Raw genomic sequence first — 24,650 nt, 5'->3', positions numbered from 1 at the left:
CAGTTCCGATGTGTCAATCGGCGTTCAAAAATGACCCCCGATCGGCATCCAATTCTGCCCCCTCCGGCCACGCGTGCGGCGGTAGCGCTCGCGGCGTCGGAGCTGGTCGGGGTTGCGGAGACGCCGCGAGCGCGGGTTGGTACGTGATCGTCTTCGCGACTCTTGAAGCGCCAACTATCGTTCCCGTTTCGATGATGTCACAGCAGTGGGTGAGGCGATGTCGACGCGATCTTGGTACTTCGTCCATTGGCTTCGTCGCCGCGCGACGTCAGGACGATCGCGTTCGCCAGCCACCATGCCTTTTTTGAAGCTGAGCTTCTCGGCGTAGACGAACTCGCACACCGAGCGGTAATCGACCTTCAAGCCGCGCTCGGCAAGCTCGGCGACCAGCCCTCTTAAGGTGAAGTCGCTCTCTCTGATGCGTTGTCGCAGCCAAACGGCATACTCGCCCGAGATCGCCTTGGGCTTATGGCCACCCATCTGGCCAGGTTCGACGCTGCCGGTCTCAGCCTCGAGTCTGCTTTCATGCCAGGCAATCCGCGCGCAAGCGGGCGAACGCCTTCCTCCGCCGGCGAGGGGGTCGGGACGGCCATAGGACTCCTCTCTTCTGAGCCGAGTTCGCCCGTCCGCGCCCATCGCTTGCTGATCGAGCCGACCGGGAAGATGGTGTCGGGCGTCATCGCCTTCGTCCTGCCGAGATCCGCGAAGCCAAAGCCCTTGCTCCATACTGCCCCGTCCTGTCCGACGATCGCGATTGCGAGTGAGGGGATGTGCTCTTGTCGCATTCCCTGTCCGATCGACTGTCCCAGTGCCGCAAAGAGCCTCTCACCTCGGGCGAGCATAAGCGGGGCTCGCAATCAGTGAGAGCAGGGTAACAAGCGGCAGCATCCGCGCAGGAACGCCCATTTACCACCGTCAGCACGCTCGGCCCGGAGATAGAATAGAGATGCTCCTGCGCTGTGGCAGCTGATCAGGGTTCGGCGTGCATCTCGCGGAACAGACGCGGAGAGACACCGAACCGGCGCTCAAAGGCTTCGGAAAGTCTTGCCGGCGGAGACAGTCCCACCTGCGCGGCCACGGCCTTTAGCGACAGACCGCGCGAAAGGAGCATGCGCGCCGCGTCCAGCCGTACAATTTCGACGAAGCGGGCCGGCGTCTCCCCGGTCGCCGCAGCGAACTTGCGATGGAACGTTCGCTCGGTCAGTCCCGCGCGTGTTGCCAGCGCCGGTACGTCCAGCGGTGCATCGAGATTAGAATGTATCCATCCGAGCAGATCGGCGAACGGGCTGTCGGCCTTCACTTGCGCTTGCAGCAATGAGCTGAACTGGGATTGATAGCCTGGTCGTCGTGCATAGAGGACGAGCCGTTTCGCGACCTCACCGGTAATGGTCGCGCCAAGATCGTGAGTGATCATCGCTAAGGCCATGTCGATGCCAGTCGTCACCCCCGCCGACGTCCAGAGCCGCCCGTCGATGACATAAAGAGCGGCGGGATCGACGTTCAGCGAAGGAAAGGCTTCAGCCAACGATGTGCAGGCGTCCCAGTGGGTGGCGACCCGCTTGCCATCAAGCAGTCCAAGTGCGGCCAGGAAGAAGACGCCGGTACAGACCGAGCCGAATCTTCTGGCTTTGCTTGCGATTTGCGGAAGTGTTTGTCCCATAGCTGCATCCGATATCGCGTCGAGAAGCGGTTCCCGCTCGGCACCTGGGATCAGCAAGGTGCCGATCGGCTTGGAGGAAAGCTGGTCGATGGCACGTGTGTTGATGACGATCCCGCTGCTGCTCGCGACGGGTCCGCCACACTTGGAAACCAGCTCAATCTCGTAGAAGCGCGCTTTCCCAAGGACTCCCAAAGCGCGGTTGGCGCTGTTGAACGCGGAACTCGGCCCCGACACATCGAGGATTTCGAACGCTGGATAGACGGCGAACACGACACGATGCATTGGCAGAAATTACGAGATTTTTGTCGTTTCCGCCAGAAGGCGCCGTCGAATATGTTGGTAGGGCCCTCTACCCTGTCCGGAGAAATCCGATGGTGCTGCTGCGATACGTCATGTGGGGTGGACTGGCGTTTGCAACACTCTCGCTAGCAGGCTTTGGCCTCTGGCTGAGCAGCTTGCCGCTTCCGACCGCCCCCCAGGCGACGCCGGTCCCAAAAGCCGAGGAGGACGCGATGCTCGCAGCGCTCAGGCCGCCGAAGGGGGATCGGCCCCTGATAGTCGTCGTGGGCATCAACGACGCCACCGAAACCAATGACTACCTGATGCCGACGGGAATCCTGCGGCGCGCCGACGTGGCCAACGTGATGATGCTGTCGACGGGCCCCGGGCCGGTGCAGCTCTACCCTGTGCTGAGGGTTGAGCCCGATGCGAGCATTGCCGCGTTCGACGCATCGCACCCGGAAGGCGCCGACTACGTCATCGTGCCGGCCATGAGCCGCGACGACGATCCGGCCGTGCTCGCTTGGCTGCGGACGCAGTCGCAGAAGGGCGCGAAGATCATCGGCGTCTGCGCCGGGGCCAAAGTGGTCGCGGCGGCGGGACTGCTCGACGGCCGCCGGGCCACAACCCATTGGTACTACGTCGGCGAGATGCTGAAACGAAACCCGACGATCAAGTACGTTGCAGATCGGCGGATGGTGTCGGACGACGGAGTGACGACGACCACCGGCATCACCGCAAGCATGCCGATGATGCTGACGCTGATCGAGGCGATTGCCGGCCGGGACAAGGCGGACGCGGTGGCGCGCGACCTCGGGCTCGACCACTGGGACGCGCGGCATGCGAGTGCCGCGTTCAAGTTCACGCGTCCATTCGCAATGACCGCACTTCTGAACACGCTCACCTTCTGGAACTGGGAAAGATTTGGCATTTGGCTGAAGCCGGGTGTGGACGAGGTGTCGCTTGCGTTGATAGCGGATGCCTGGTCGCGGACCTACCGGTCGAGCGCGGAGACTTTCGCCGCCACGGCCGAAGCAGTTGAGACCCGAAATGGCGTCCGCGTCCTGCCCGACCGGGTTGCGACCGGGAGGCCGGAAGAGCGCCGTCTATTGGCGATTACTGATCGCCACCCTGTAGGAACTCTGGACGAAGCCCTTCATTCCATCGGCCTGCGTTACGGCATGCCCACGGCCTATATGGTCGCGATGCAGCTTGAGTATCCCGACCTGGGACAGACAGCAATTGGGCCGCGCTGAGCAATGCCGTCCCAGTGGCGTAGACAAAGGACAAGAAGCGTCAGACTTGCGGCTACCAGATCACGATAGACAACGCGCTCGCCACTCCTCTCCAGATCGGGCTTTAGTGCCGAAGCTAATTGATTCGAGAGTGATGCTCAGCTGAAGCTGATGTTACCGACGCGAGGGCAAACGAGCAGAGTCGACGAGCCTGAGCTAGTCCGCAATTGGACGGAGGCCGAAGTGGTCCAATCGCTCTGGCACCTCCGCAGAGAAGGCCAGACCGGACCTGTCCCGAACGCCACCACACCCTCGTACCTGATCATGTGCGACATGACCGGATTGGTGCAGCAGGACGTGCTGCCACTGTGTTATGATTTGTAGCCGGGCTGGCGGCGGATAGTCCGCGTCGCTCTGCGAAGCTGATTGATTGTTGCCGTCAGGAGCTGGCGATGACATCCATTGACGAACGGCTTCTCGAGATCAAGATGACCGAGATCGAGCAGGCCCGCGCCTGGAGCCCGCGCGTCATCTCCAAATTCGAAGCGCTGATCCGCAGCGGCGACGAGGTCAGCGTCTTCCGCGCCAATCCCCTGGCCTTCGCTCGCGATCGCGGTGTGGCTGAGCCGGAGTCGATCGATCTGTTCCTTCACGCTGCTCGCACCGGACTGGTCGACCTGCATTGGGACATTCTCTGCCCTCATTCCGGCCTGGTGCTGGAAAGCTTCGGCAAGCTGCGCGCGCTCCGGAGCCATTTCGTCTGCGGACTGTGCGATATCGACGGTGAGACGGACCTCGACGACTTCATCGAGGTTTCCTTCTCCGTCTCGCCGCAAGTCCGGCGTCTTGCGTTGCACGACGTCGACAACCTCTCGATCGAAGACCTGCACTGGAAGCTGAAATTCGCCGACAGCGGGCGGCTGCCCGGCGGACAAACCCGGTTTGTTGACGTCCTGCGAACCCTCGTGCGCGGCATGACATATCTGCCACCTGGCGTGACAACGACGCTGCAGGCGAAGGTTGGGCCCGGCGCCCTCTCAGGCGTCAACGTCCAGACGCAGGCTGGTTTCATGCTTCCGGTCGTGGACTCCTCCGCTGCCGGACTGACACCCGACACTCCGACCATCGTTCGCATCACCTACGATGGGCAGCGTTTCACATCCGCCGTTTCGGCCGTGCCGTCGGGGGCCGCGGTCTTCGAGATCAGCAACACCGGCCCCAAGCGCGGCTCGCTACTCCTGATCAACTGGCCACCTGAAGTCGTGGCCATGCCAGAGAAGCCGACTCTCGAATTCGACCCCTACGTCTCCGGAGGCATGCTGCTGACGCGGCAGACTTTCCGCAAGCTCTTCCGCTCCGAGCGCGTGGACGAGGAGGAAGGCCTCGGCATCCGGCAAGTGACGCTCCTCTTCACCGACTTGAAAGGCTCGACCGCTCTCTACGAGCATCTCGGGGATCTCAATGCCTATGCGCTGGTCCGGGAGCATTTCGCGCTGCTCGACGCAGTCGCCCATCGGCATGCCGGCGCCATCGTGAAGACCATCGGCGACGCCGTCATGGCGGCGTTTTCGCGACCGGTCGACGCCGTGGCGGCGGCGCTCCACATCTTGCAGGAAATCGGCCAGTTCAACCGCGAACACGGCCAGCCCGCCATCATTCTCAAGATGGGCGCCCACTGCGGGCCATCCATTGCCGTGACCCTCAACGAGAATCTCGACTATTTCGGTCAGACCGTGAACATAGCCGCTCGGGTGCAGGCATTCGCCGATGCCGGCGAGATCTGTCTGACGGAAGCCCTCTACACGGCAGCCGGCGTTCGCCAACTGCTGGCGGGCCACGATGTCGAGGAGTTCGACGCGCCGCTGCGCGGTGTCGAGGGCAATGCACGCGTCTATCGCGTCACGGCCCGATCGTAGCGTCCGGTTCCTCGATCCGCTCAACGCAACCATTCCGGCCGAGTTCTGCTTCAGACATTTGGCGACGCTTCCGCTAGCACCGCCGTCCAAACTCCAAAGACCCGGCGTCCCCACGCGATCACGCACAACACAGTCTGCCGCGACGCCATCTTCGGCTATGGGCAATCAGCCGACATCAGCCTGCCAACCAGGGTGGCCTCACTGAATTTGGTGGCGCCCCGGCGTGGGCCACGCCGAAAGGGCGCGCGGGAGAGGCGATCATTGGCGTGCTGTAGGTTTTTGGCGACGAGCTTTAGGACGTTATTCGTCAGTGGCAAGTTGCCACTCGCCCGCGCTTCAAACAAGCTCCTCCGGTTTGCGAGCCGAACTGTGGTGTCGACGATAGCCTCGGTGGTAACCGATGCGCCGCAGACGTCACCTGGCAAATGAAACGTGTTGATCTGGCGACGACCATCGGGAAGTAGCTTGTAGCTCCGAACGGCGGCTTCGCTAACCTGATATGTGTATTCTGCTAACTGTCCATGCCAAGACATTTCAGCGTCCGGTCGTATCCGAACTCACTGCAGATCACGTTCGTGCCTGTTACAGCATCTATTTCGACGATCTTGACCTCTTGCCCGCATATTCATGAATTCTGACAAGCATCGCATCGGCTCCCTTGCAAGCATCGCATCGGCTCCCTTGCGGCTGTGCACGATGAGCAGATTTCGGCAGTTCAATTTGACGTATATCAAACAGCTTTTACCAATCGCCGGTCAGGTCAATCTTTCCCTGAGGCCAATATCGCTTGCGCCGAGCGACGCAACGGCGCCAGCTTGATCCAGATCAATCCTGCGACGCGGCGTTGGCTGACGTTGCGGTTACGAGCATTGCCGTCATAGCTCCGAACAGAGCATGCAATGCGCCGCTTCTGCATCCGATAAGGGCCACTATTGGTTGATGGCCGTGAGGGCAGCGACCGGGCCCGGAGATTCCATCAAGCGGAGGCAACCGAGCCAATTAACAGTTTTGAAAGGTAGCTGCCGATCGTCCGCAGAAATGAAGCGCCTTTCGAAAATGCCAAGCCATACCCAGCCCGAACCGGGTCGGCCTGCTATCGATCAGAACAGATGTAAGGAGTGAAGAAGAAAGAAGGAGGAAGTCAATGAGATCAGAGTCCAGCAAGAAGTATACGAAGACGTTGCTCGTCACCTCTGCGATAGTCGCAATCATGCTGCTCAGCGTCGGGACGGCATCGGCGCAGTCGCAGGGTGGCACGACCGGGCTTACGCCCGAGCAGCGCAGCGCAATCCGCGCCGTCATCAAGGACCACCTTACGGACGAAATGCGAGACAGAGTTGCGGATCGGCTCACCGATGATGCGGCGGGCACGACCCAGCTCACGCCCGAGCAGCGGAACGCGATCCGCAGCGCCATCCGGGAGCGACTTGTGAATGAGGTCAGGGGGGAGATTGCCGACAACCTTGTGGACCGCATTTCGGATCAGTCGCAAGCCGCGGGGACGACCGGCGCGGCCGGACCCCAGTCTGACCAGAGGAACGTAATTCGCAGCGCCATCAGGCAGGGGCTCGCGGACGAGATGACAGGCAGGCTTGCCGATCGGGTTGGCGAGGACGCGGCCGGCGCGACGCGGCTGACGCCCGAACAACGCAGCGCCATCCGAAGCATGATCCGCGATCGGCTTGCGGACGCGGTGAGGGCCGAGGTCGCGGACAATCTCGCGGATCGGGTCGCGGAGCGAACGCGTGGCACCGCGGGTGCGGGCACGGTCGGTGCAGCGACAGGCGGTGGGTCAGCAGGTCTCACGCCCGAGCAGCGCAACATCCTTCGCAGCGCCGTCAGAGAGCGGCTTGCGGACGCGATGCGAGAAAGGGTCGCCGACCAGCTTGCCGACGATGCGGCCGGCGCGGCCCAGCTCACACCCGAGCAGCGGAGCGCCATCCGCAGCGCCCTCCGGGAGAGACTTGCGGACGCGGCCAGGGCGCAGGTTGCGGACAGGATCGTGGACGGGCTGGCCGAGCAGCGAGGGAACATCGGCGCCTTGGCGGCCGGCCAGCTCACACCCGAGCAGCGGAGCGCCATCCGCAGCGCCGTCAGGGACAATCTTGCGGACGAGATGCGAGGACGACTCGCGGACCGAATTGGCGAGGAGGCGGCTGGCTCCACTCAGCTCACGCCGGATCAGCGGAATGCCATTCGCAACGTCATCAGGGACAGGCTTGCAGACCAGGCCTCGACGGCGATCGGGGATCGGTTTGCCGACAATGTTGCGGAGCGGATGCGAGGGACGGCGGCGGCAGGTACGGTCGGTGCGGCGACCGGTGGCGGGGCAGCGCTCACGCCCGAGCAACGGAATGCTCTTCGCAGCGCCGTCAGAGAGCGGCTTGCGGACGCAATCCAGAGCAGGATCGCACCCAGGGTTGGCGACGACGTAGCCGCCGCGATCCAGCAGCTCACGCCCGAGCAGCGCGATGCCGTCCGCAACGCCATCCGGGAGAAGCTCGCGGATGCGGTGAGGACCGACCTTGCGGACAGGATCGCGGACCGGATTGCAGACGACATGCAATCGAGGATGACCGTCGGCCAGGGTCGTTGAAACAAGCCGTAGGCCACCGGACGATCCTCAATCCCGTGATCCGATCGAACGGCGCCCTGTGAACGCCAAGAAAAAAGCCCCGGATGATGTCCGGGGCTGGATCCGCTGAGATTGACCGATTCGTAGCGTGCCGGTGCTGTATGCCCCGCGAGCCAACCAAGGAGCGCGAGCCAACCAAGGAGAAAGTCCATGCTTCGTACGCTAATAATTAGCGCAGTGTCGGGCGCGGCTCTCGCGTTCTCAAGCACCGCTTTCGCGGGCGGACAAGGTCCAGAAGAAGCGAAAGCTATGCTTCAGAAGGCCGTTGCCGCCGTCAAGGCCGATCAGACCTTGGCACTGATCATGTTCGTCAAGGGAGAAGGTGGATTTTTAGACGGTGATCTTTATCCATTCTGCTTTAGAATTGCCGATGGAAAAGCACTTGCTACTCCCAAGGCGGTCAAGGCTGGGACTGATGTCAAATCTCTTAAAGACTCAGACGGCAATAACTATGGACTGGAACTCTACGCCGCTGGTCAAAAGCCGGAGGGCGAAATAACTGAGATTAAGAACTATAAGTTTCCCAAACCCGGCACCACCGAGCCAATGTTCTCGAAGATTAGCTTCGTGACCAAGGTCGGTGAACTCGCCTGCGGCGTCGGATACTACAAGTAGACCAATCACAAGCCGCGACAGTTGGGGGGCGGCAACCTATGTCGCCCTCTCTTCGACCCGCTGCTGCTGCGCCCAGTGGCCGTTCGAGGCCGATAGTGTTGAAAAAGTCCACTCCAGCGTTTAGACCTCTTTCCAAGCGCCGCCGGTGCGCTTCAGGTTTTCAGACCTGGGGGATCGCCTCACCCGAGCAGAGTCGTTCGGTCGTCTTCCTACGCACTCTAAAAGGGCATCGCCAGCTGAAGTCGGCGATCTACTCGCTTTGTGCCGATTTTTACTGACGCAATATTTCGACTTTTTCAACACAATCGCCCCGAGAGCGGACATCGTCGGCGCCGACCTGAAGGTCCGAGACGGGGCCAAAAGGTGACATTGCAAGATATGCCCGCCCGTAGGCCTGGTGGTGGCAGCCTCACGTTATGCGGTAGACGGCGTACTCGATGCTCCCGGTACCGAGCAAACGGCCTTTGGCCACGAACAGTGACGTATTCAGCCAAGCATAGCGCTCCGCACCTGTATCGAAGCGCAGTGTCAGACGCATATACTGGTCCTTCCAGTCAGTTGACTGATTTGCTGCGGCTGCTTGCTTGAAAGCGGTCGTTTGCTGAACTAGGCCGGTATAGTGCATCAGCACAGTGTCGCCGTCGCTGGTTTGAAACGGAACGCGTACATCCGGCCGCCAGAAGCCGTCGTCCGATACCCGCATCCAATCGCTTCCAGGTGCCGCAATACGGGCCTTGATCCTGGGACCGTCGAGCTCCGCATCGCTGACAATCCAATAATTTCGCTCGCCATGCGGCGAGCCCTTCGTAGTCTTTAACGGACCTGTCGTCTTCACGCGGTAGAAAAATTCCTCCGCCAGTTCCATGGTCGGACCTCGGAAAGATGGCTGGAAAGGACGCCTTCTTGAGGCGCCATCAATCAGTTAATTCACGGAGGTTTGGCAAAGTTCCGCAATTCCGCTTTGGGCCCACGAGGGGACGTACGGAATACTGCAGGCTCCGCTTCAAGAGGGAGCGCATCGCAGGCTCATTGCACAACGAAATGGCAGGGCGGCTGACCGCACTCCGGATGCAGTCGTGTTGTTGATGGTAGTTGGACCAGCATCCGGCTAAGCGTGACCATCGCTGTCATTTTTCGATAAAGCCGCCCTTCGGAGCTTTGTGAGGCATATCCCATCCGAAGTAGACTTCCACCCGAACGATCTTGTCTCCGCGAGTGGTGGTTACCTCACAATTCCGAAACCTGTGGCCTCCTGCGGCAGCTGCCTCATAGACGATGATTGCTCGGTTTCCGGCCTCGGCCGCGATGACTTCATCGAACGAACTGGTCTTTTCACTGTTGGGCCAGCAGCGGCGCAGATAAGTCGCACGATCCAACTCATTGTCGACCGGACTTGAGAAGTGATAATCCTCCGCAAGAAGCGCTTCGATCGCTGTCCGATTCTTATCGACGTATGCCTTTAGCCTGGCACGTGCCAGATCGAGCGTGCTTTTAGTCATGCCATGTTTCCTCTTGGAGTTCGACGGAACAAAAGGCCGACCATAGCTCTTCGAGAGACTCGGAGACCTCAAGGTGGACGAAGTGCGCTCCTTGCTAGCCTCATGCCAGGATGGAGCGATCTCAGATAACTTGGCTTAACAACCTTCGGTAAAGATCGTTCCGGGCTCACGCTGCGCGCGCTTTGCCAGAGTTCTGATACGGAATTTCGAGGCCTCTGTTGAACGTCCGCTCAGGGTCTTGGGCGTGTAAAAACGGCCTTATGGGTGTCCGTCCTGACCACGAGCACGCGGGCGTTTCTCAGGCTACGATCGCCGCGATCAGCGGCTTGATCCCCATGATGTTCATGACCCGTGTCAGATTGTAGGCCAGGACAGAGAGTGCCATTTCGGCGGCTACTTTCGGAAGCGTTTTGGTCAGGAAATGCGTCGCCCCCATGCGGGCCTTCATCGTGCCGAACGGATGCTCGACTGTCTCTCGGCGCAGGCGCATGGCTTGTGGATTCGCATCGAGGCGCTGCTGCACAGCTTCGAGCAGATGCTCATGCTCCCATCGCGGAATCCGCCGCTCTGGCCCCGTCGTGCACTGGGATTTGAGTGAACAATTCTGGCAGGCAGTGGTCCAATAGCGCCTAATCCGCTTACCGTCTTCTTCGCCCGTAAAGCGATATGGCAGTTGCTCTCCAGCTGGACAGCGATAGGCGTCCGCCTCTGGTAGATAGACAAAGTCCTGCTTGCCGAAGCGGCCATCTGATTTGGCTCCCGACGTCTGCGGCTTGGGCAGAGTTACCGTGATGCCGGCCTCGTGGCAGGCGAGGATCTCGGGGCTGTTGAAGTAACCGCGATCGGCAACGGCGGTGAGCGCATCGGCCTTTAGAACAGCCTTCGCCTGCTTGGCCATGCTGGCAAGTTGCGCCCGATCCGAGCCGCTGTTCGTCACCTCGTGCGCCACAATCAGATGATGCTCGGTATCGACGGCGACCTGCACGTTATAGCCGACAACGCCGGAGCCACGGCCGCTCGTCGCCATCGAGCGGCTGTCAGGATCGGTCAGCGAGATTTGCTGGTCGGGCGAAGCAAGCATTCGTGTCTCGTAGACAGCGAGCTTGCCCATTTCCTCCTTCAGCTTTGTCAGCTTCTCGCTAAGTCTCGTCACCTTCGTCGCCAGCGCCTCCGTCGGCTCCTGCCGGTCCGCCGTATCAAGTTGGCTTAGATAACGCGCGACACTCTCCTCCAGCTGATCACGGCGTCGTTGCACCTTCGCCCGCGTGAAGTTCTTGTCCCGGTTGTTCACGGCCTTGAACTTGCTGCCATCAATGGCAACACTCGCCGTTGCGAGAAGACCCATCTCACGACAGAGTTCGACAAAGCGCGCACAGACCCTGCGAAGCGCCAGGCCATTGTCCTTGCGGAAATCCGCGATCGTCTTGTGATCAGGAGCGAGTCGACCCAGCAGCCACATGACCTCAACATTACGTCCGGCTTCCCGTTCGAGCCGACGGCTCGACTGCACTCGGTTCAGGTAGCCGTAAATGTACAGCTTCAGGAGAACCGAGGGGTGATCCCGTTGCCGCTGGCTCAACCCCGTCGAACCCAGTCTCGGCCAGATCGAGTGCGTCGACAAACACGTCGATCACGCGAACGGGGTTACTCTCGTCAATGAAATCATCGAGGCATTCGGGCAATAGCATCCATTGCCCACGATCCGCCTCTTCAACGAAGCGCTTCATCGATTCCCCTAAGAATCACAGGAGAATCTTAACAGAAGCACAGCGTTTTCACACAGCCAGGGTCAACAGCCGACGTTCACCCGCTTTCACTCCTCTCAGGAGCTCAGGCGCTCAGACGCAATGAGCGACGCACTACAAAGATCATCGACCCGCCTAGAACGATGACATCAGCGTGGGATTTTGCTAGTGTGGATGCCAGTGCTCTCGTCGGTCTCCGCAGGAGGGGGTTTTTCGTCACGCTTACGGTACGACGGCAAATCGGACGCATTTGCTGTCGGTGGGTTGGCTTCTAATCGGGAGATGTTGCGCTTCATTTCGACGATTTCGCGAACCTGGGCATCGATGATCCCGTCGGCAAGCCTCCTCACTTCTGGGTCTTTGATGTGCGCCCGCTCGCTCGTCATGATTGCTATCGAGTGATGGGGGATCATGGCTTCCATATAGGCGACGTCGCCAATCGTTTGCTGGCTGCGCACAAGCCACAGCGAAGCCCCGAATACAATCAGAGCGACGGCAAGAATTGCGGCATTCAGCCTACGATTTTTGTACATGCTGAGCATGAAGCTGAGCATGATTATCGCCATCGCCGCTCCCATAAGCAGGGCCATATAGACTCTTGTCTCGCTGAAGCGCACGTGCTCCAAGGCGTAGGTGTTGAGATACATCAACACGAACATCACGATGGACGAGACCGCAATCATTGCGAAAAAGCGCGTGTAGGACATGGGCCACCTCCTCAGAGGAGACGCATTGAATTTGGCAGAGTTCCTCGGGAGCCGCCATTTCGGCTTTGGGTCAGTCGCATTGGTTTGGCGGGAAGGTCCCGAACGGGGCCAGCGGGCGACATTGGAAATGAAAGAGGCCGCCAACTGAGGCGGCCCTACTCCGCTAAATCTTTGGCGGTTCGGATTTTCTCCGCGCGCTTGGCAAGATCGTCATAGGTCTGTGCGATCTTGATCATGGCGTCCTTAACTTGCTTGTGTTCCGCGGCTTCGGCCTTGGTGCGGAACTCTTCCGACCGTTTTTGGGATTGCGGGGGCTCCTATTTTGGTTGTCCTTCAGTTCTAGCGGTATCGGCGCTTTGCGGGCTGCTTATCGTGTTCAAGTGACCGCCGAGATGGCCGGCGGGAGACGGTAGAATAGCTTGGCGAGCCGCCTGAGGTTCTGCGCGGTTGCTGTCAGCAGCACTTCGTCCCTAACCCCATTTAAGCCCCGTAGCCGAAGCCGGTCGAGCTTGAGAATGCGTTTCATATGGGCAAACCGCATCTCGACCTTCTTGCGCTCGCGGAGCGATTGCTGGAAGGCTTCCGTATCGGCTAACGCACGAACGCCGTCCCGTACGTCTTCATCGAGATCCCGGGTGATTTAGCGCGCAACCGCCGAAGTGCACTTTGGCTTCAATGAACAGCTTGAACAGTCGCCTTTGCTGGCTCTGTAGTAGACGATGTGTCCCTGATCGATATTGCCTGTACTGGTCAGCTGGGCTCCGCCCGGGCAAACGTAGATATTGCGCTCCCGATCGAAGGCGAAGTCGGCTCGGCTAAAGGTGCCATCGGGACGGGCCGATCTGTCCCACACTGGAATGTGCGGCGTGATGTTGCAATCCACCAGCCATTTGAGCAGTTTGACCGCGCCGTAAGCCGTGTCACCTGCGAGTCTTTGGGGACGCAGATCGAAGCGACGCTCAACGCGGTCTACCATGGTCTGGGTGACAGCGATCTCTACTGCGCGGTCGCGCGCGTACCGGCCGCATCAAGGATAATTCCGGCCTTGTTGTCGATCAAATAGTTCGCGCCATAAGCGAAGAATGGATCCACGCCGGGTCTGGTTACCCACGTTGCTTGCGGATCGGTGAGCGAGACTTCCTTGGGAGGCTTGCGTCGACGACCACCTTCACCTGAACCGCCGCCGTAGTCACCGCCGTTCTCGTCGTCACTCGCCCCATCAAGCGCAGCGATGTACTCGCGAACCGCGTGGGAAGCCTCTTCCGCCTTGGGCCATGCGGTCGGCTGATCGCCGGGCAGCCGCTTCATCTTGTCCACATCCGCCTTGATCAGGCTCGCATCGATCGAGAACGCTTCACCTCCGACAAACCCTGCCGAGATGCACGTTGCGACCACACTCTCAAATACCCTGCGCAAGGCATCGCTCTCGCGAAAGCGCTCGCGCCGAGCCCGGCAGAACACCGAATGATCAGGGATATTGTCTTCGATCCCGAGTTTGCAGAACCACCTGTAGGCTAGGTTGACCTGGACCTCAGCGCAGAGCCGCCGCTCGGAACGGAGCGCAAATACGTAGCCGACGATCAGCATCCGGATCATCAGCACCGGATCAATCGAAGGCCGGCCAGTGTGCGAATAAAACGGCGCCAGCTCTTTATGAACCCAACTCAGATCAAGCAAGCCGTCGATTTGCCGTACCAGGTGATTCCTCGGCACGACCCTGTCGAGGTCAAAGGAGTAGAACAACTGGCCTTGTCCGCTCTCCTGTCGCCCTAACATCAGCCGCTCCCGCAAATGCCGCCTTAAGTTGACGGAATCACGGTTCGTGAGTCGTCTCAATGGGAGTTTTGCAACACAATCATCCTGAAAGCGGACGACCTCAGCGCCGGTCGGAAGGACCGAGATGGGCCGATTCCGTTGAAAAAGTCGGCAGTAGTTTCGTCGCGAAAGACCGCTGTTCCACGAACGAATTTGGCTTGGTGGGGTTCACGCGGGCGTCGGTGCAGGCATCGGGATCAGCTTGGCCATCTTACGAAGGTTCTGAGCGGTGGCCGCGAGGGTGAACTCGTCGCGTGCGCCGTTCGGTCCTCTTAGGCGCAGCCGATCCAGCTTGAGAATGCGCTTGAGATGCGCGAACAGCATCTCGATCTTCTTGCGGAGCCGGCGTGAAGTGCGGCCTTCCCATGAGCTTGCGATCTCGCGCGCCATGTCGCGAGCGCCCTCGTAGATCGAGCGTGGAACTTTCCGGGCCGGGGTGTTGGGGCAACACCTGCTTTTCAGAGAGCATGCTTGACAATCGTGCTTGCTCGCGCGGTAGAGGATCGTCCTATGGTCGTTCACCGGCCTCCCTGTGGTGGTGAGGGTTTTGCCATCGGGGCAGCGATAGACGTCCGCAGCATAGTCGTAGGTGAAGGCCTCGCGCGAGAAAGTCCCGTCGGTGCGGGCCGACTTGTCGAAGACGGTCACGTGCGGCTCGATCCCCTGCTGGTAGACCAACCACCCGAGCATCTCAGCGGAGCCATAGGCACTGTCGCCGAGAAGCCGGCTTGGATAAAGATCGAACCTTTCGAGTGAACGCTCAATCATGCGCTTGGCGGCCAACACTTCTGCTTGGCGGATCGCCGTGGTCGCCTCGACATCGACGATGATCGCATTCTCGACGTCGACCAGATAGTTCGTCGAGTAGGCGAAGAAGGCTTGGCCGCCGTGCGCTCCCGTCCAGCGTGCCGCTGGGTCGGAGGGCGACACAAACTTGGGCGTGACCTCCGTCGCGGCGCCGAACGCGGCATCATCAAGAACAGCAAGATATTCATCGATCGCTCGGCTGGCAGCCTCCGGTGGAAGCCCCTTGTCGCCTTCGATGCCCTTCTGCCGATTGGCATCCGCCTTGATCAGGCTCGCGTCGACCGCGAATCCTTCGCCGCCGACCAGGCGCTCCCGGATGCACCGGCGCAAGACGGCCTCGAACACGCGGCGGAAGAGATCGCTCTCACGGAAGCGGCCGTGCCTGTTCTTCGAGAACGTCGAGTGATCAGGGACAGTCCCGTCCAGACCCAGACGGCAAAACCAGCGGTATGCCAGATTGAGGTGGACTTCGTCACAGAGCCGCCGCTCCGATCGGATGCCGAAGCAATAGCCGATCAGGAGCATCCTGATCATCAGCTCCGGATCGATCGAGGGCCGCCCGATGTTGCTGTAGAACGGTGCCAACTCCCGTCGCAGGTCCTCCAGGTCGACGAACCTATCGATCGACCGCAGGAGGTGGTCGGCTGGGATGTGCCTTTCTAGCGAGAACTCATAGAACAACGCAGCCTGTTCGACTTGCCGATGCCCCATCATGATCTTCAGTCCTGCCCAATTAGACAGACTGAATCATCGATATCTCTGCGTCGCAACTGCCGACTTTTTCAACGGAATCGGCCAACAGGCGACATCTCAGCCGGACATGAACGAGGCCGCCAACTGTGGCGGCACTCGGGAGGACAGGTGCACGGGTCGGTGCCGAGCGGTGCCGATCGCTCTGTAACGTCGAAGATCGCCGACCTTACATGCGACCTCTACAAGTCTCGCGATACCTACGGCAATTTCCTTCCCCTCGTTCGCCCAACTCGTTCTTATAGAGGCAGGCTTGTCTCAGTTCGCCGCACACATCCCTCCGAACTGGTCTTTGGCAAGTCTCCCGATATCTGCGGCAATTTCCTTCGCCTCGCTCGCCTAGCATGTCCTTGTTTTCGCAGGCACGCCGCAACTCCTCGCATTGCCGACCCCCTCGACCGTCGTACACTCGGACGCCTCCCGGTCCAAACTCAACGGATTGGGAAAAGGCGGAGATCGGAATTACGAAAAGAGCGGTTGCTGCTGCGGCGCCGAACGCATATTTGCGCATAGCCGAGATACGAAACTTCCTCATAGCGTCTCCTCCATTGTGCGTAGATTCGTTATGCGTAGATTACGAAGCGGTGTGGAGTCGGATCCACGGCTGGGAACTACGTTTATGTGTTCACTAACCTTCGATTCCTGGACGGAGACCTTAAAAGATTGATCTGAACCCCAGCCGAACGGGCAGTTCAGAGACTGTTTATTTCGAGCTTACCGATCAGCTTACCGATCTTCGCGTTCACAAGCGCGCTGTTACCCAGGGTCGACTTCCGGTTCGGGTCACGTGTGGACGGCGCTCTGGCAAGAACTCTCTCTGACGTCTTGCAGGATTGGTCGGGTGCGGTCACGTGTCCGCCCTCTAGGGGCGAACTGTCGCCAATCGGACTCGCGCTTAGAGCTAAGTTCACTAGAGCGGCACAGGCGCTGCTGGTTTCTGCAGTCTGTTTTGGAGCAACCGGTTTGATCGCATCAGTGGCTCGTGCTCTGCGGCGCAAAACGATGATCGGCTCCGCCGCCTTTTCTGCGCCGCCGGTGAGGTTAGGGGTGCGCAGCAACGGCTGTTGTTCATCCTGTGACCGCTGAGACGCGTTACCACAAAAGCCCGACCGGGGGCGCGCCGGGTGAAGGCAGGACGCGCCGCGTGTATGTGGCCGAGAGACGCAGGGCACCTCAAGCAACACCCGCGCCCTCAGGTATGAAGCAGCTCACACGTCGGCCCCGGCGGGGCCGACGCGGAGCAGAGATTTTTATTCCAGAGACAATACATTGGAACACGCCATTGAGCGGGAATTGACGTTTAAGTGACTGTCGTGATGCTGAAGCGTTTGGCAATTTAGTGGCAACCTTCGCGCGAGAGCCGACGGGGAGTGCGGAGCGGCAAATGAGCTTTCAGCAGTTATCTCTAGGGTTGCTCGAATGGCTAGTGATCGCCGGCATCTTTCTTGGCGGTTACGCCGCTCGCTACGCCCCCAAGGTCGCTTATTTCAACAATGGCGACGTAGCAGACTCCGTGCCGCCTTTAGAAGTGGGGCATTTGAGGCGTTGCCACGGCGGCAGATTTTTCAGGAGACATGCCTGTCTCCCAGGAACATGCCACACGCGCAGCCATTGAGCATGTCGATGATCGGGAGAGTTCAATGCGCTTTCACACATACCGCGATGAAACCCACGCTTGCCATCTAGACCTCGTTGGCGGCGCCGCCAAAACTTGGACCCTTGATCTTATCAGCTGTGGGGCGGGATTGATTTTGGTAGTTAGCTTCGTGTGCGCTCTGGTTGCTCAATTCGTCTGAGCGAATTGGTAACTCATCCATTCTGGCTGGGACGCCAGACGTACCAGGGGTTCGGAGGAGTTCTTTCCGAGGTGGATAGCTGCTCGCGCGAGCGGCGAAGGATCTCCTGGTAAGTTCATCCACCGCGCGCCTGTGCTCCGTACTTTGCGAAAGAGCTGCCGCCGCCTCAGATCGCTAGCACCATCTTCATCCCTCGATCTTCGTCTCTCGGCATGCCGGGAGTTAAGAGCGCCGGCATCAAGAAGGCCGCGCGGGCACAGGCGGCCCGGGAAGGCCATTTGAGCAATTTCAGCCGCGCCGAGCGGAAGCGCTGAACGCACAGCGCCAGGCTCAATCGATCGGGTTACGCCACCGGCACGCCGGGGCGACCGACACCAGGAAATTCAGTGTGCCGGCCTGCGCAGATCGACACCGAGCACACCGCCGAAGAAGTTCAGCTCGGCGCCTTCGATCCAGCCGATCCCGGCGCGATGCCGAGCTTCCTGCCTGATTGATAAGCCGGGCGAGATCAATGTGGATGACCGGGGCCACCGCCCCGCGGGCCACCACCACCTCCGCCACCCATATGAGGTGCAGCACCCATCGGGGCACCACCGACGTGCGGTGCGCCACCCGTCTGCGGGGCACCACCGATCGGGCCGTGCGGCGCGCCGCCCATCTGCGCGTGGGCTGCCATCGGAGGCCCGCTCGGCCGCGCGAAATTGGGTTGCGCCATGTGTGGCGCCACATTGTGTGGCGTCAGATTAGGACGGGCTACGGGGCCGGGCGCGAAGCGCGCGCCAACATGGGCCCCGGCGCCTGGCTGCATGCCGCCAAAGCGATGTGGGCCGGCCTGGTGCCCGATCGCGATCGGGCCGCTCGGGCCGCGCTGATGCTGCGCAAAACCGCCCTGCCCTTGCCGATGCCATCCGCGGCCGACCACCGCCGGTCCCGGCGCAACACCAACGTCGGGTCGCCCGGCGAAACGCGCATGCGGGCGCGAGCCATATGCCACTGCAGGCGGATGCTGGTGCCAGTACCGGTCCCAATAAGCGTGGCGGTGATACCAGGGCCGGCCGACATAATAGCTGTCCCAATAGCTGGACAGCACGAACGGCACGATCGGGACGTCATCAGCATAGTCAGGCAGATAGACGTAGCGATGGCGATAGAGATAAGCGAGCCTGGTGGCGGCGACCCAGCCGCGCTCTCCCGCATAGCTCACATCGCACCACGCGCCACCACGGATGCAGCCATGAATGTTGACGCGGGCGCCGGCTGGAATGCGGTCGACGGCTGGAAAGCCGAACCCGGGTCCGGCGCGCAGCGTGGCCGAGTTGCGGACCAAGCCCGGTGCGGCCAATGCGGAGACGGGTGCTGCCACCACAAGTGCTGCAGCGAGACATGTCTTCAGACTCATGATGACAACCTCCTCATTTGAAGGAGGAACTCAGGAAAAAACGCGCCGTTCCGTGCACGGATTGTCGCAGTCGCGATGCAGCAAGCGCGATTGCTATTGCGGCGCTCCGTTTCCCGATAGGATCTGCGCGGCGCCGCCGAGTGTGCGCCGAAACGCTTCGTCGAAGGTGACACCAGCAAGATGCGATGCGACTAGCCGTCGACATCCAGCCGGGATCGAGCCGCACGTGACCGTCTTCGACAAGTCGGCCCGCACCGACGGGACTTTCTCGCGTGAGGCATTCACCTACGGCCATGCCAGGGACGTCTATCGGTGCCCCGGGGACAAAACCCTCACCACGACAGGAACACCGGTGAACGATGATAGGACGATCCTCTACCGCGCGAGCAAGCACGATTATCAAGCATGCTCTCTGAAAAGCAGGTGTTGCCCCAACACCCCGGCCCCAAAAGTACCGCGTTCGATCTACGAGGGCGCTCGCGACATGGCGCGCGAGATCGCAAGCTCATGGGAAGGCCGCACTTCACGCCGGCTCCGCAAGAAGATCGAGATGCTATTCGCGCATCTCAAAACGCATTCTCAAGCTGGATCGGTTGAGATTAAGAGGGCGGAACGGTGCACGTGACGAGTTCACCCTCGCAGCCACTGTTCAAAACCTTCCGCAAAATGACGAAGCTGATCCCGAAGCCCGCATAGCATCGGTGAAGTCGGCTCGGCTGCTTCGGCGTCGACCTCTGTACCGCCGATTACTGCTGCCTTTTTCAACGGAATCGGCCAGAAGCCGCCTTTCGGACCCGCCGTGGGTTACTTCCGGTTGAGCCCCGGGAGCAGACATCGCTAGTGTCGACCGGAAGGTCGGAGATAGGCCAAAAGCTGCCGCAGTGACATACCGACGATCAGACAGCCTATGGTCTTCGTGTACGCCAGCCAGTCCGATTTCCTGGGAACGTTTGTTGCGCGCCATTCAATTTGCACACATCGTGAACAGCCCCACAGGCCTCGCTACTTCAGCCGAGTTGTTCCGGATAATCTGGGTGGATTCACCGTCCCATGCGAAAGGAGTATCATTGAGCCATGGGCAGACGAAACTATCTGATCGACGGCGTTTCGGGCGCCGGCAAGACGGCGGTTTGTACAGAATTGCGGCGGCGCGGCTACCAAGCCATTCATGGTGATCGGGAGTTGGTGTATCGGGGCGATCCAGATACGGCCCAGCCGATGGCTCCGGAAACCGATCCTCCGACGGCGATCTGGATGTCCGAGCACCAGATCTGGGATTTAGCTAAAGTACAAGCCCATATCGTCGACCAGACGGAGGCGCTTACGTTCTTCTGCGGCGGCTCGAGGAATTTTGCGAAATTCGTCGACCTCCTCGACGGCGTGTTTATCCTCGATGTCGACGTGGACACCATGAACCGGCGGATCGATGAGCGGGTGGTACTGGACCCGACAGACTTCGGCGGAAAACCAGAGGAACGTGAGCTCGCTGTGCGCCTGCATCAGACGAAAGAAGACCTTCCGAAAAACGGTATCTTGATCGACGCCGCAGCACCGCTCGCGCACGTCGTTGATGAGATCCTCCGACGAATCGACTCGCATGGACCTCTGTAGCTCGTTGCTCACCGGCGAGCCGCCAGAAGCATCCATCAACGCCGCAGCATCCAAATCTTGGCGGTCCTGTAGCCCCTCTGCTTCAAGAGAGAAATCTTTGATGGCCAGCCCGCGGGGCAGACCACGAGAGCGCTGTGTATGCCGCGCCGCGCAAATGCGCTTTCTGCCGCGGCCAGCAAGCTCGCTCCACTCGTCCCGTTCGTCGCCAATGCCGAGACTTCGGCGAAGTCCAGGTCATAGAAGTCGTCGATGACGCCGATGGCCTCGATCTCATGTGCGATCGGAACGAGTAGAGGCGCAATCGGCTGCGCGACGGCATAGCCGCGCACTTCGCCTCCGGCGGTCGCGACAAGCACGTCGCGGTCTTTGAAGTTCAAGCTCCGGTGCATCCACGCGCCAAAGCGCGTGTCGGCCTGAGGATGAATGTGCCAGAAGCGAGAGTTGATCTCCGCAAGCGTCCGCCGATGTTGCGAGCTGTGCCTAACGATGCTGGAGATGTCGTCTGTGCTGGCCGACCGCACGCCCGAAGGGGTGGCCTGAGCCTTTAGTCCATGCTTCGCCATGTACAGGGTGACGGGCTCATAGCCGCGCTGCTCGTAAAGAGTGCGCAATGGAGCCGCTGCCGGACAGGACGCAATCAGCCGCGGCGCCCCGGCCGCTGTCAGCGCAGCCTCGGTTGCGGCCAGCAAAGCTTCGCCCGTGCCTAAAGGGGCATCGGGAGATACGAAGCAATCATCGAGGAGCAATCCGGGATGCCCAGCCGACCCATCATAGATCGGGGGAACCGGAACCAGCATCGCATGCATGACAGCGACAATTCGGCCCGCTTGCTCGGCGACGAACCACAGCTCCTGCCCTACGGCCTGCAATCCGTTGAGGACGGCACCAGCCGCTGTTTCGATCCGCGTGGAAGCATTTCCAGCAACGCGCCAGAGTATAGGGTCCAGTGAGTTTCGCGCCCCGGCATCCTCGATCAACAATGCGACGATCGCCGGAAGATCCTGCAGAGTTGCTGGTCGGGCAGCAGGAATCATGGTTGACGCTCTCGGCGAATTGGACCGGGCAAACGGTTTGCCTCATTCTCAGTTCAATTTTAACCTGTGATAATCGGCTGCCGAGGAGCCGCCGGTGCGAATCTTGTTCGTCGAAGACGATCCGTTTATTCGAGAGCTCGTGGTCGAAGCACTGCGCGATGAAGGCTACGAGGTTATCCATGCGTCCACCGGGAAGAGGCGCTTGTTTGGTGGGAGCGGCGGATCGCAGACGTGCTCGTCACCGACATCAAGCTGCCCGGCCCGACGGTTGGCAGATTGCCGAATGCTACCGCGAGCACGCCCCCGACCTTCCGGTCACCTATGCGAGCGGTTTCTCGCCAGTCGCCGTCCGGCCGGTGCCCGGCAGCCTGACCTTACAGAAGCCCTACCATCCCAACGACGTCATCAGGGCCTTGCGAGAAATCGCGGGCCGCCATCGGATTGATAGTATCAACTGAGACGCCGGAATGAGAGCCGGCGTCGAGGTGGCAACGGTCTAACTGGAACGCGTGCGTACCCTTACGCGCAATCCGGGATTCAGCCGTTCGTACGCGATCTCTCCCTCTAGCTGCTGCGTCAGGAGTTGGACAATCCGCGAACCCAATCCACCGGGTTCGGCTGCCGCAGTGAGACCGATGCCATTGTCCGACACTGACAGCTCGATTTCATTTGTCTTCGAAAGCTCGACGGTAATGTGCCCTGCCCTTTCGTCGGGAAACCCGTACTTCAGCGAGTTCGTGACGAGCTCGTTGGCAATGATACCGATCGCCAATGCGGTAGCATGCGGCAGAGAGAACTCTTCGCAAAGCACCTGGAAGGCAACCGGCGCGGATGGCGCCAAGGACTGGAAGACCTTGTGGACGACATCATTAAGGAAGTAGCGCATATTGACGGTGCGCAATTCCTGCTTGACTGCGAGGTGGTCGTAGACTTCGGCCATCACCTGTATTCTGCGCGCAGTCGCCTCCAGCGCTGCCGCGACCTCGGGCCCACCGTGCCTTGCCTCAAGCCGGATCATGCCGCTGAGAATAGCCAGATTGTTCTTCGTGCGATGCGCCATCTCTTGCAGCAGCACCGCCTTGGTTTTGTCCGCAAGCATGACCCGCCCGAGCTCGGCACGCTGGAACTCGGCGACCGAGGCTGTGCCGGCCGCGGTAATGGCGAACAACCCGTTGGTTGCTAGGTAATTGGGCCCTGGGCTGCCCGCGTAGCTGAGATAAGCCCCCACGGCAACAGCGATCACGGCAGCGAAGACCCCAGAGCCGCGATCGAAGATCAGACCCGAAAGAAACACGCCAGGCAGCAGGAGGAAGTATCCAGGCGCCCCCGTCTGCATTTGAAGCGCCATTTGGAGTACGGCGCAAACCATCATAATGCAGGCGGAAATGCAATATCGCACGACGCGCGGAAGCTTGTGCTCCAGCACCAACGGATATAGCCGGTTCATGCACTCCAAACCGCGGACGGGAATTGCCGTTCCGCTGCAGTCGCAGCAATTGCGCTCTGCGCGGGATCTTCGCGGATGGAACCAGCACCTCGGGTCACTGTTGCTCTATCAACCGTTGGGACCTCTGTGGAGGAAGCGAACTCGCACCCAACGCCTCGCGCAAGATCGGCGCAGCGAGCGCCCGTGTGCGTTGTAGCGTGCCAATGGGGGTGATCGATGAAGTGGATGCTTGTGGTCCTGGTGAGTGGCATAAGCCCGGTCAACACCGACCTGGTCTTTGACAAGTTCACCGATTGCCTGGCCGCCGAAGAGCAGATGCGTACACTATGCCGACGCTTTCGATGCCTGGGACCGATGGGCAGCAGCCAACATCGAACGACGACGTGACTATTCCAAGGCCCGTAACCTGCAGGCCAAACGACTTCTTGGCAACACAGGAACATGCATCCCTCATGGCGGTGGCGATCAAGCGCCCACCGCCGCCGTTCGGCAGGAACCCGCTCCTACACTATTGTCTCCGCAGCCCGCCGCGCCTCAAGCCTCGCCGACACCGCAGCCAATCCCTCGACCATGACGCTTGAAGACAAAGCTCGACTGCTGTGTCCTCCCTCGGTTTGACAGGACGCCGTCGGGTACCAGGTGCCATCACCTCGATTCCGTCTTCGCACCAGGCCAGGACCACCGGATGCCCTCGTCGCCGGTTAGAACGAAATCGAGGTGATGGCGGCCTTGCCACCGCCCGGCTGGATGCCGGCGAGCGGCAGCTTTATTAAGAAAGCCCGCATCGATCTCGTTCATCGGCAAAGCCATGCCAGGCAAACGGAAGCGCTACTGCACAGAGCGTTGCCATCGGCAAGAATGCCGCTCCCGCATATCGAGCATAAAGAATCCCGGACAACGATATCAGCGTAGCCGTAACGAGGCCTGAACCGAACGCATAAAGCGCTTGGGCGGTGGCGGCCGTCCTTGGGGGACAAATGCCCTCATCATGCGCATGCAAGCGAGATGGAGCAATGCAAAGGTCAGTCCGTGCAAGGGCTGTATCAATGATAAAAGTAAAATGGAGGTCGTCACGCCCGCAATCAGCCAACGTATGATCCCGGCTGCGGCGGCGAAGGTAGCCGCGCCACGGACGCCAAACCGGTCGATCAATGCAGGACCCACGACAAAGAACACGAAAACTTCCGCGGCCACCGCTTCTGACCACAGGAAGCTTATAGCCGAAGTGCCTATTCCAGCGTCGCTCCACCGAATGACCGCGAATGCGTCATGCATCGCGTGGCTGCCATAGACCAAGGCTGAGACCAGAATCAGGATCCGAAATCGCGGAATCGCCAGAAGGGCGTGCACCTCACCCACAGCAAACCAACGATGGTTATGTAAAGCGGCCCGAGGAATAGCAGGGGGACAAACACTGTCGCGCAGGCCGCCACGATCAGTAAGCTCGCATTCATCCAAACAACGGGGATGAGGTCAGCCGGACCGATGAGTCGTCCAACGACAATCGTGCCCACAACGAAGGCCGCCGAGCCCGATCCCCGTATCCAGCCGTATTCAAAGGGCCTGCCGGCCACCTGGGATATGGCTACATTCACCGACAACGCATCCGCAATCGAGGTCGTCGGAGCAAGTGCCGCGGCTTGAGCTAAAGCGACAACAAGCAGCAACCAAAACCCATCTGCCCAGATCAAGGCAGCTGC

The 24,650-nt window shown here is 60.4% G+C and carries 16 protein-coding genes and 7 pseudogenes; 7 read left to right on the top strand and 16 right to left on the bottom strand.

The features are described 5' to 3' along the window. Window positions 1-13: 13 nt before the first annotated feature. The 4 genes and pseudogenes from P6U24_RS12910 to P6U24_RS12895 form a co-directional block, all read right to left on the bottom strand. Window positions 14-217, bottom strand: a pseudogene (locus tag P6U24_RS12910) (IS21-like element helper ATPase IstB); the annotation flags it as partial. Continuing rightward, a pseudogene (locus P6U24_RS12905) lies at window positions 214-507 on the bottom strand (IS630 family transposase); the annotation flags it as partial. The pseudogenes P6U24_RS12905 and P6U24_RS12910, both read right to left, overlap by 4 nt. Further along, window positions 396-785: a serine hydrolase gene (locus tag P6U24_RS12900; protein ID WP_407160439.1), complete on the bottom strand. Its 390-nt coding sequence runs from the start codon at window positions 783-785 to the stop codon at window positions 396-398. The gene P6U24_RS12900 and the pseudogene P6U24_RS12905, both read right to left, overlap by 112 nt. A gap of 185 nt (window positions 786-970) precedes the next feature. Next, entirely contained in the window at window positions 971-1,942 is a 972-nt protein-coding gene (locus P6U24_RS12895) for a GlxA family transcriptional regulator (RefSeq protein WP_407159480.1), read from the bottom strand. 89 nt (window positions 1,943-2,031) lie between these two features. On the opposite strand from P6U24_RS12895, the gene P6U24_RS12890 reads away from it, so the two are divergent. The 4 genes from P6U24_RS12890 to P6U24_RS12875 all read left to right on the top strand — a co-directional run bounded on the left by P6U24_RS12890 (window position 2,032) and on the right by P6U24_RS12875 (window position 8,340). After that, on the top strand, window positions 2,032-3,195 hold the full coding sequence (locus P6U24_RS12890) for a DJ-1/PfpI family protein (RefSeq protein WP_407159479.1): 1,164 nt from the start codon (window positions 2,032-2,034) through the stop codon (window positions 3,193-3,195). 431 nt (window positions 3,196-3,626) lie between these two features. Further along, window positions 3,627-5,090 (top strand): DUF5939 domain-containing protein, encoded by a 1,464-nt coding sequence (locus tag P6U24_RS12885; RefSeq protein ID WP_407159478.1) that lies wholly within the window; start codon window positions 3,627-3,629, stop codon window positions 5,088-5,090. Window positions 5,091-6,234: 1,144 nt separating this feature from the next. Further along, window positions 6,235-7,686: a hypothetical protein gene (locus P6U24_RS12880; RefSeq protein ID WP_407159477.1), complete on the top strand. Its 1,452-nt coding sequence runs from the start codon at window positions 6,235-6,237 to the stop codon at window positions 7,684-7,686. Between the two features lie 189 nt (window positions 7,687-7,875). Further along, on the top strand, window positions 7,876-8,340 hold the full coding sequence (locus P6U24_RS12875) for a cache domain-containing protein (RefSeq protein ID WP_407159476.1): 465 nt from the start codon (window positions 7,876-7,878) through the stop codon (window positions 8,338-8,340). A 409-nt stretch (window positions 8,341-8,749) separates the two neighbouring features. On the opposite strand, the gene P6U24_RS12870 is transcribed toward P6U24_RS12875, so the two are convergent. From P6U24_RS12870 to P6U24_RS12845, 6 genes and pseudogenes are all read right to left on the bottom strand, one after another. Next, entirely contained in the window at window positions 8,750-9,205 is a 456-nt protein-coding gene (locus P6U24_RS12870) for a DUF3237 domain-containing protein (protein ID WP_407159475.1), read from the bottom strand. A gap of 262 nt (window positions 9,206-9,467) precedes the next feature. Next, window positions 9,468-9,839, bottom strand: coding sequence for a nuclear transport factor 2 family protein (locus P6U24_RS12865; protein WP_407159474.1), 372 nt, complete (start codon window positions 9,837-9,839; stop codon window positions 9,468-9,470). Window positions 9,840-10,137: 298 nt separating this feature from the next. Beyond that, window positions 10,138-11,566, bottom strand: a pseudogene (locus P6U24_RS12860) (IS1182 family transposase). Between the two features lie 167 nt (window positions 11,567-11,733). Beyond that, the gene (locus P6U24_RS12855) at window positions 11,734-12,291 is read right to left on the bottom strand and encodes a DUF305 domain-containing protein (protein ID WP_407159473.1); all 558 of its coding nucleotides are present in this window, start codon (window positions 12,289-12,291) and stop codon (window positions 11,734-11,736) included. A gap of 376 nt (window positions 12,292-12,667) precedes the next feature. After that, window positions 12,668-14,067 (bottom strand): annotated as a pseudogene (locus tag P6U24_RS12850) (IS1182 family transposase). Between the two features lie 207 nt (window positions 14,068-14,274). After that, window positions 14,275-15,627, bottom strand: coding sequence for a transposase (locus tag P6U24_RS12845; protein ID WP_407154848.1), 1,353 nt, complete (start codon window positions 15,625-15,627; stop codon window positions 14,275-14,277). A 2,056-nt stretch (window positions 15,628-17,683) separates the two neighbouring features. Between P6U24_RS12845 and P6U24_RS12840 the strand changes: the two are divergent. Further along, window positions 17,684-17,773: pseudogene (locus tag P6U24_RS12840) on the top strand (zinc ribbon domain-containing protein); the annotation flags it as partial. A gap of 194 nt (window positions 17,774-17,967) precedes the next feature. Here P6U24_RS12840 and P6U24_RS12835 read toward each other — a convergent pair. Next, complete coding sequence (locus P6U24_RS12835) at window positions 17,968-18,858, bottom strand: SH3 domain-containing protein (protein ID WP_407159472.1); 891 nt, start codon at window positions 18,856-18,858, stop codon at window positions 17,968-17,970. Window positions 18,859-18,951: 93 nt separating this feature from the next. Then, a pseudogene (locus P6U24_RS12830) lies at window positions 18,952-19,038 on the bottom strand (DUF2066 domain-containing protein); the annotation flags it as partial. Between the two features lie 22 nt (window positions 19,039-19,060). Here P6U24_RS12830 and P6U24_RS12825 point away from each other — a divergent pair. Together P6U24_RS12825 and P6U24_RS12820 are read left to right on the top strand one after the other, a co-directional pair. Continuing rightward, window positions 19,061-19,554, top strand: a pseudogene (locus P6U24_RS12825) (transposase); the annotation flags it as partial. A gap of 378 nt (window positions 19,555-19,932) precedes the next feature. Beyond that, window positions 19,933-20,469, top strand: a complete 537-nt coding sequence (locus P6U24_RS12820; protein WP_407159471.1) for a nucleoside kinase — start codon at window positions 19,933-19,935, stop codon at window positions 20,467-20,469. A 35-nt stretch (window positions 20,470-20,504) separates the two neighbouring features. Here the strand turns inward: P6U24_RS12820 and P6U24_RS12815 are convergent, their stop codons facing one another. The 4 genes from P6U24_RS12815 to P6U24_RS12800 form a co-directional block, all read right to left on the bottom strand. Continuing rightward, window positions 20,505-21,503, bottom strand: a complete 999-nt coding sequence (locus P6U24_RS12815) for a hypothetical protein (RefSeq protein WP_407159470.1) — start codon at window positions 21,501-21,503, stop codon at window positions 20,505-20,507. A 496-nt stretch (window positions 21,504-21,999) separates the two neighbouring features. Beyond that, window positions 22,000-22,950, bottom strand: coding sequence for a sensor histidine kinase (locus tag P6U24_RS12810; RefSeq protein WP_407159469.1), 951 nt, complete (start codon window positions 22,948-22,950; stop codon window positions 22,000-22,002). Window positions 22,951-23,853: 903 nt separating this feature from the next. Beyond that, the gene (locus tag P6U24_RS12805; protein WP_407159468.1) at window positions 23,854-24,300 is read right to left on the bottom strand and encodes an MFS transporter; all 447 of its coding nucleotides are present in this window, start codon (window positions 24,298-24,300) and stop codon (window positions 23,854-23,856) included. Beyond that, window positions 24,261-24,641 carry a hypothetical protein gene (locus P6U24_RS12800; protein ID WP_407160822.1) on the bottom strand — a complete coding sequence of 127 codons (381 nt, stop codon included), beginning with the start codon at window positions 24,639-24,641 and terminating at the stop codon, window positions 24,261-24,263. Before P6U24_RS12800 ends, P6U24_RS12805 begins: the two co-directional genes overlap by 40 nt. Window positions 24,642-24,650 lie beyond the last annotated feature (9 nt).

The organism is Bradyrhizobium sp. STM 3557 (assembly GCF_045571465.1).
In the GTDB taxonomy this organism is placed as follows: Bacteria; Pseudomonadota; Alphaproteobacteria; order Rhizobiales; family Xanthobacteraceae; genus Bradyrhizobium.
Note: the sequence above shows the minus strand (reverse complement) of the source record. Positions and strands in the feature narration are given on the sequence as shown.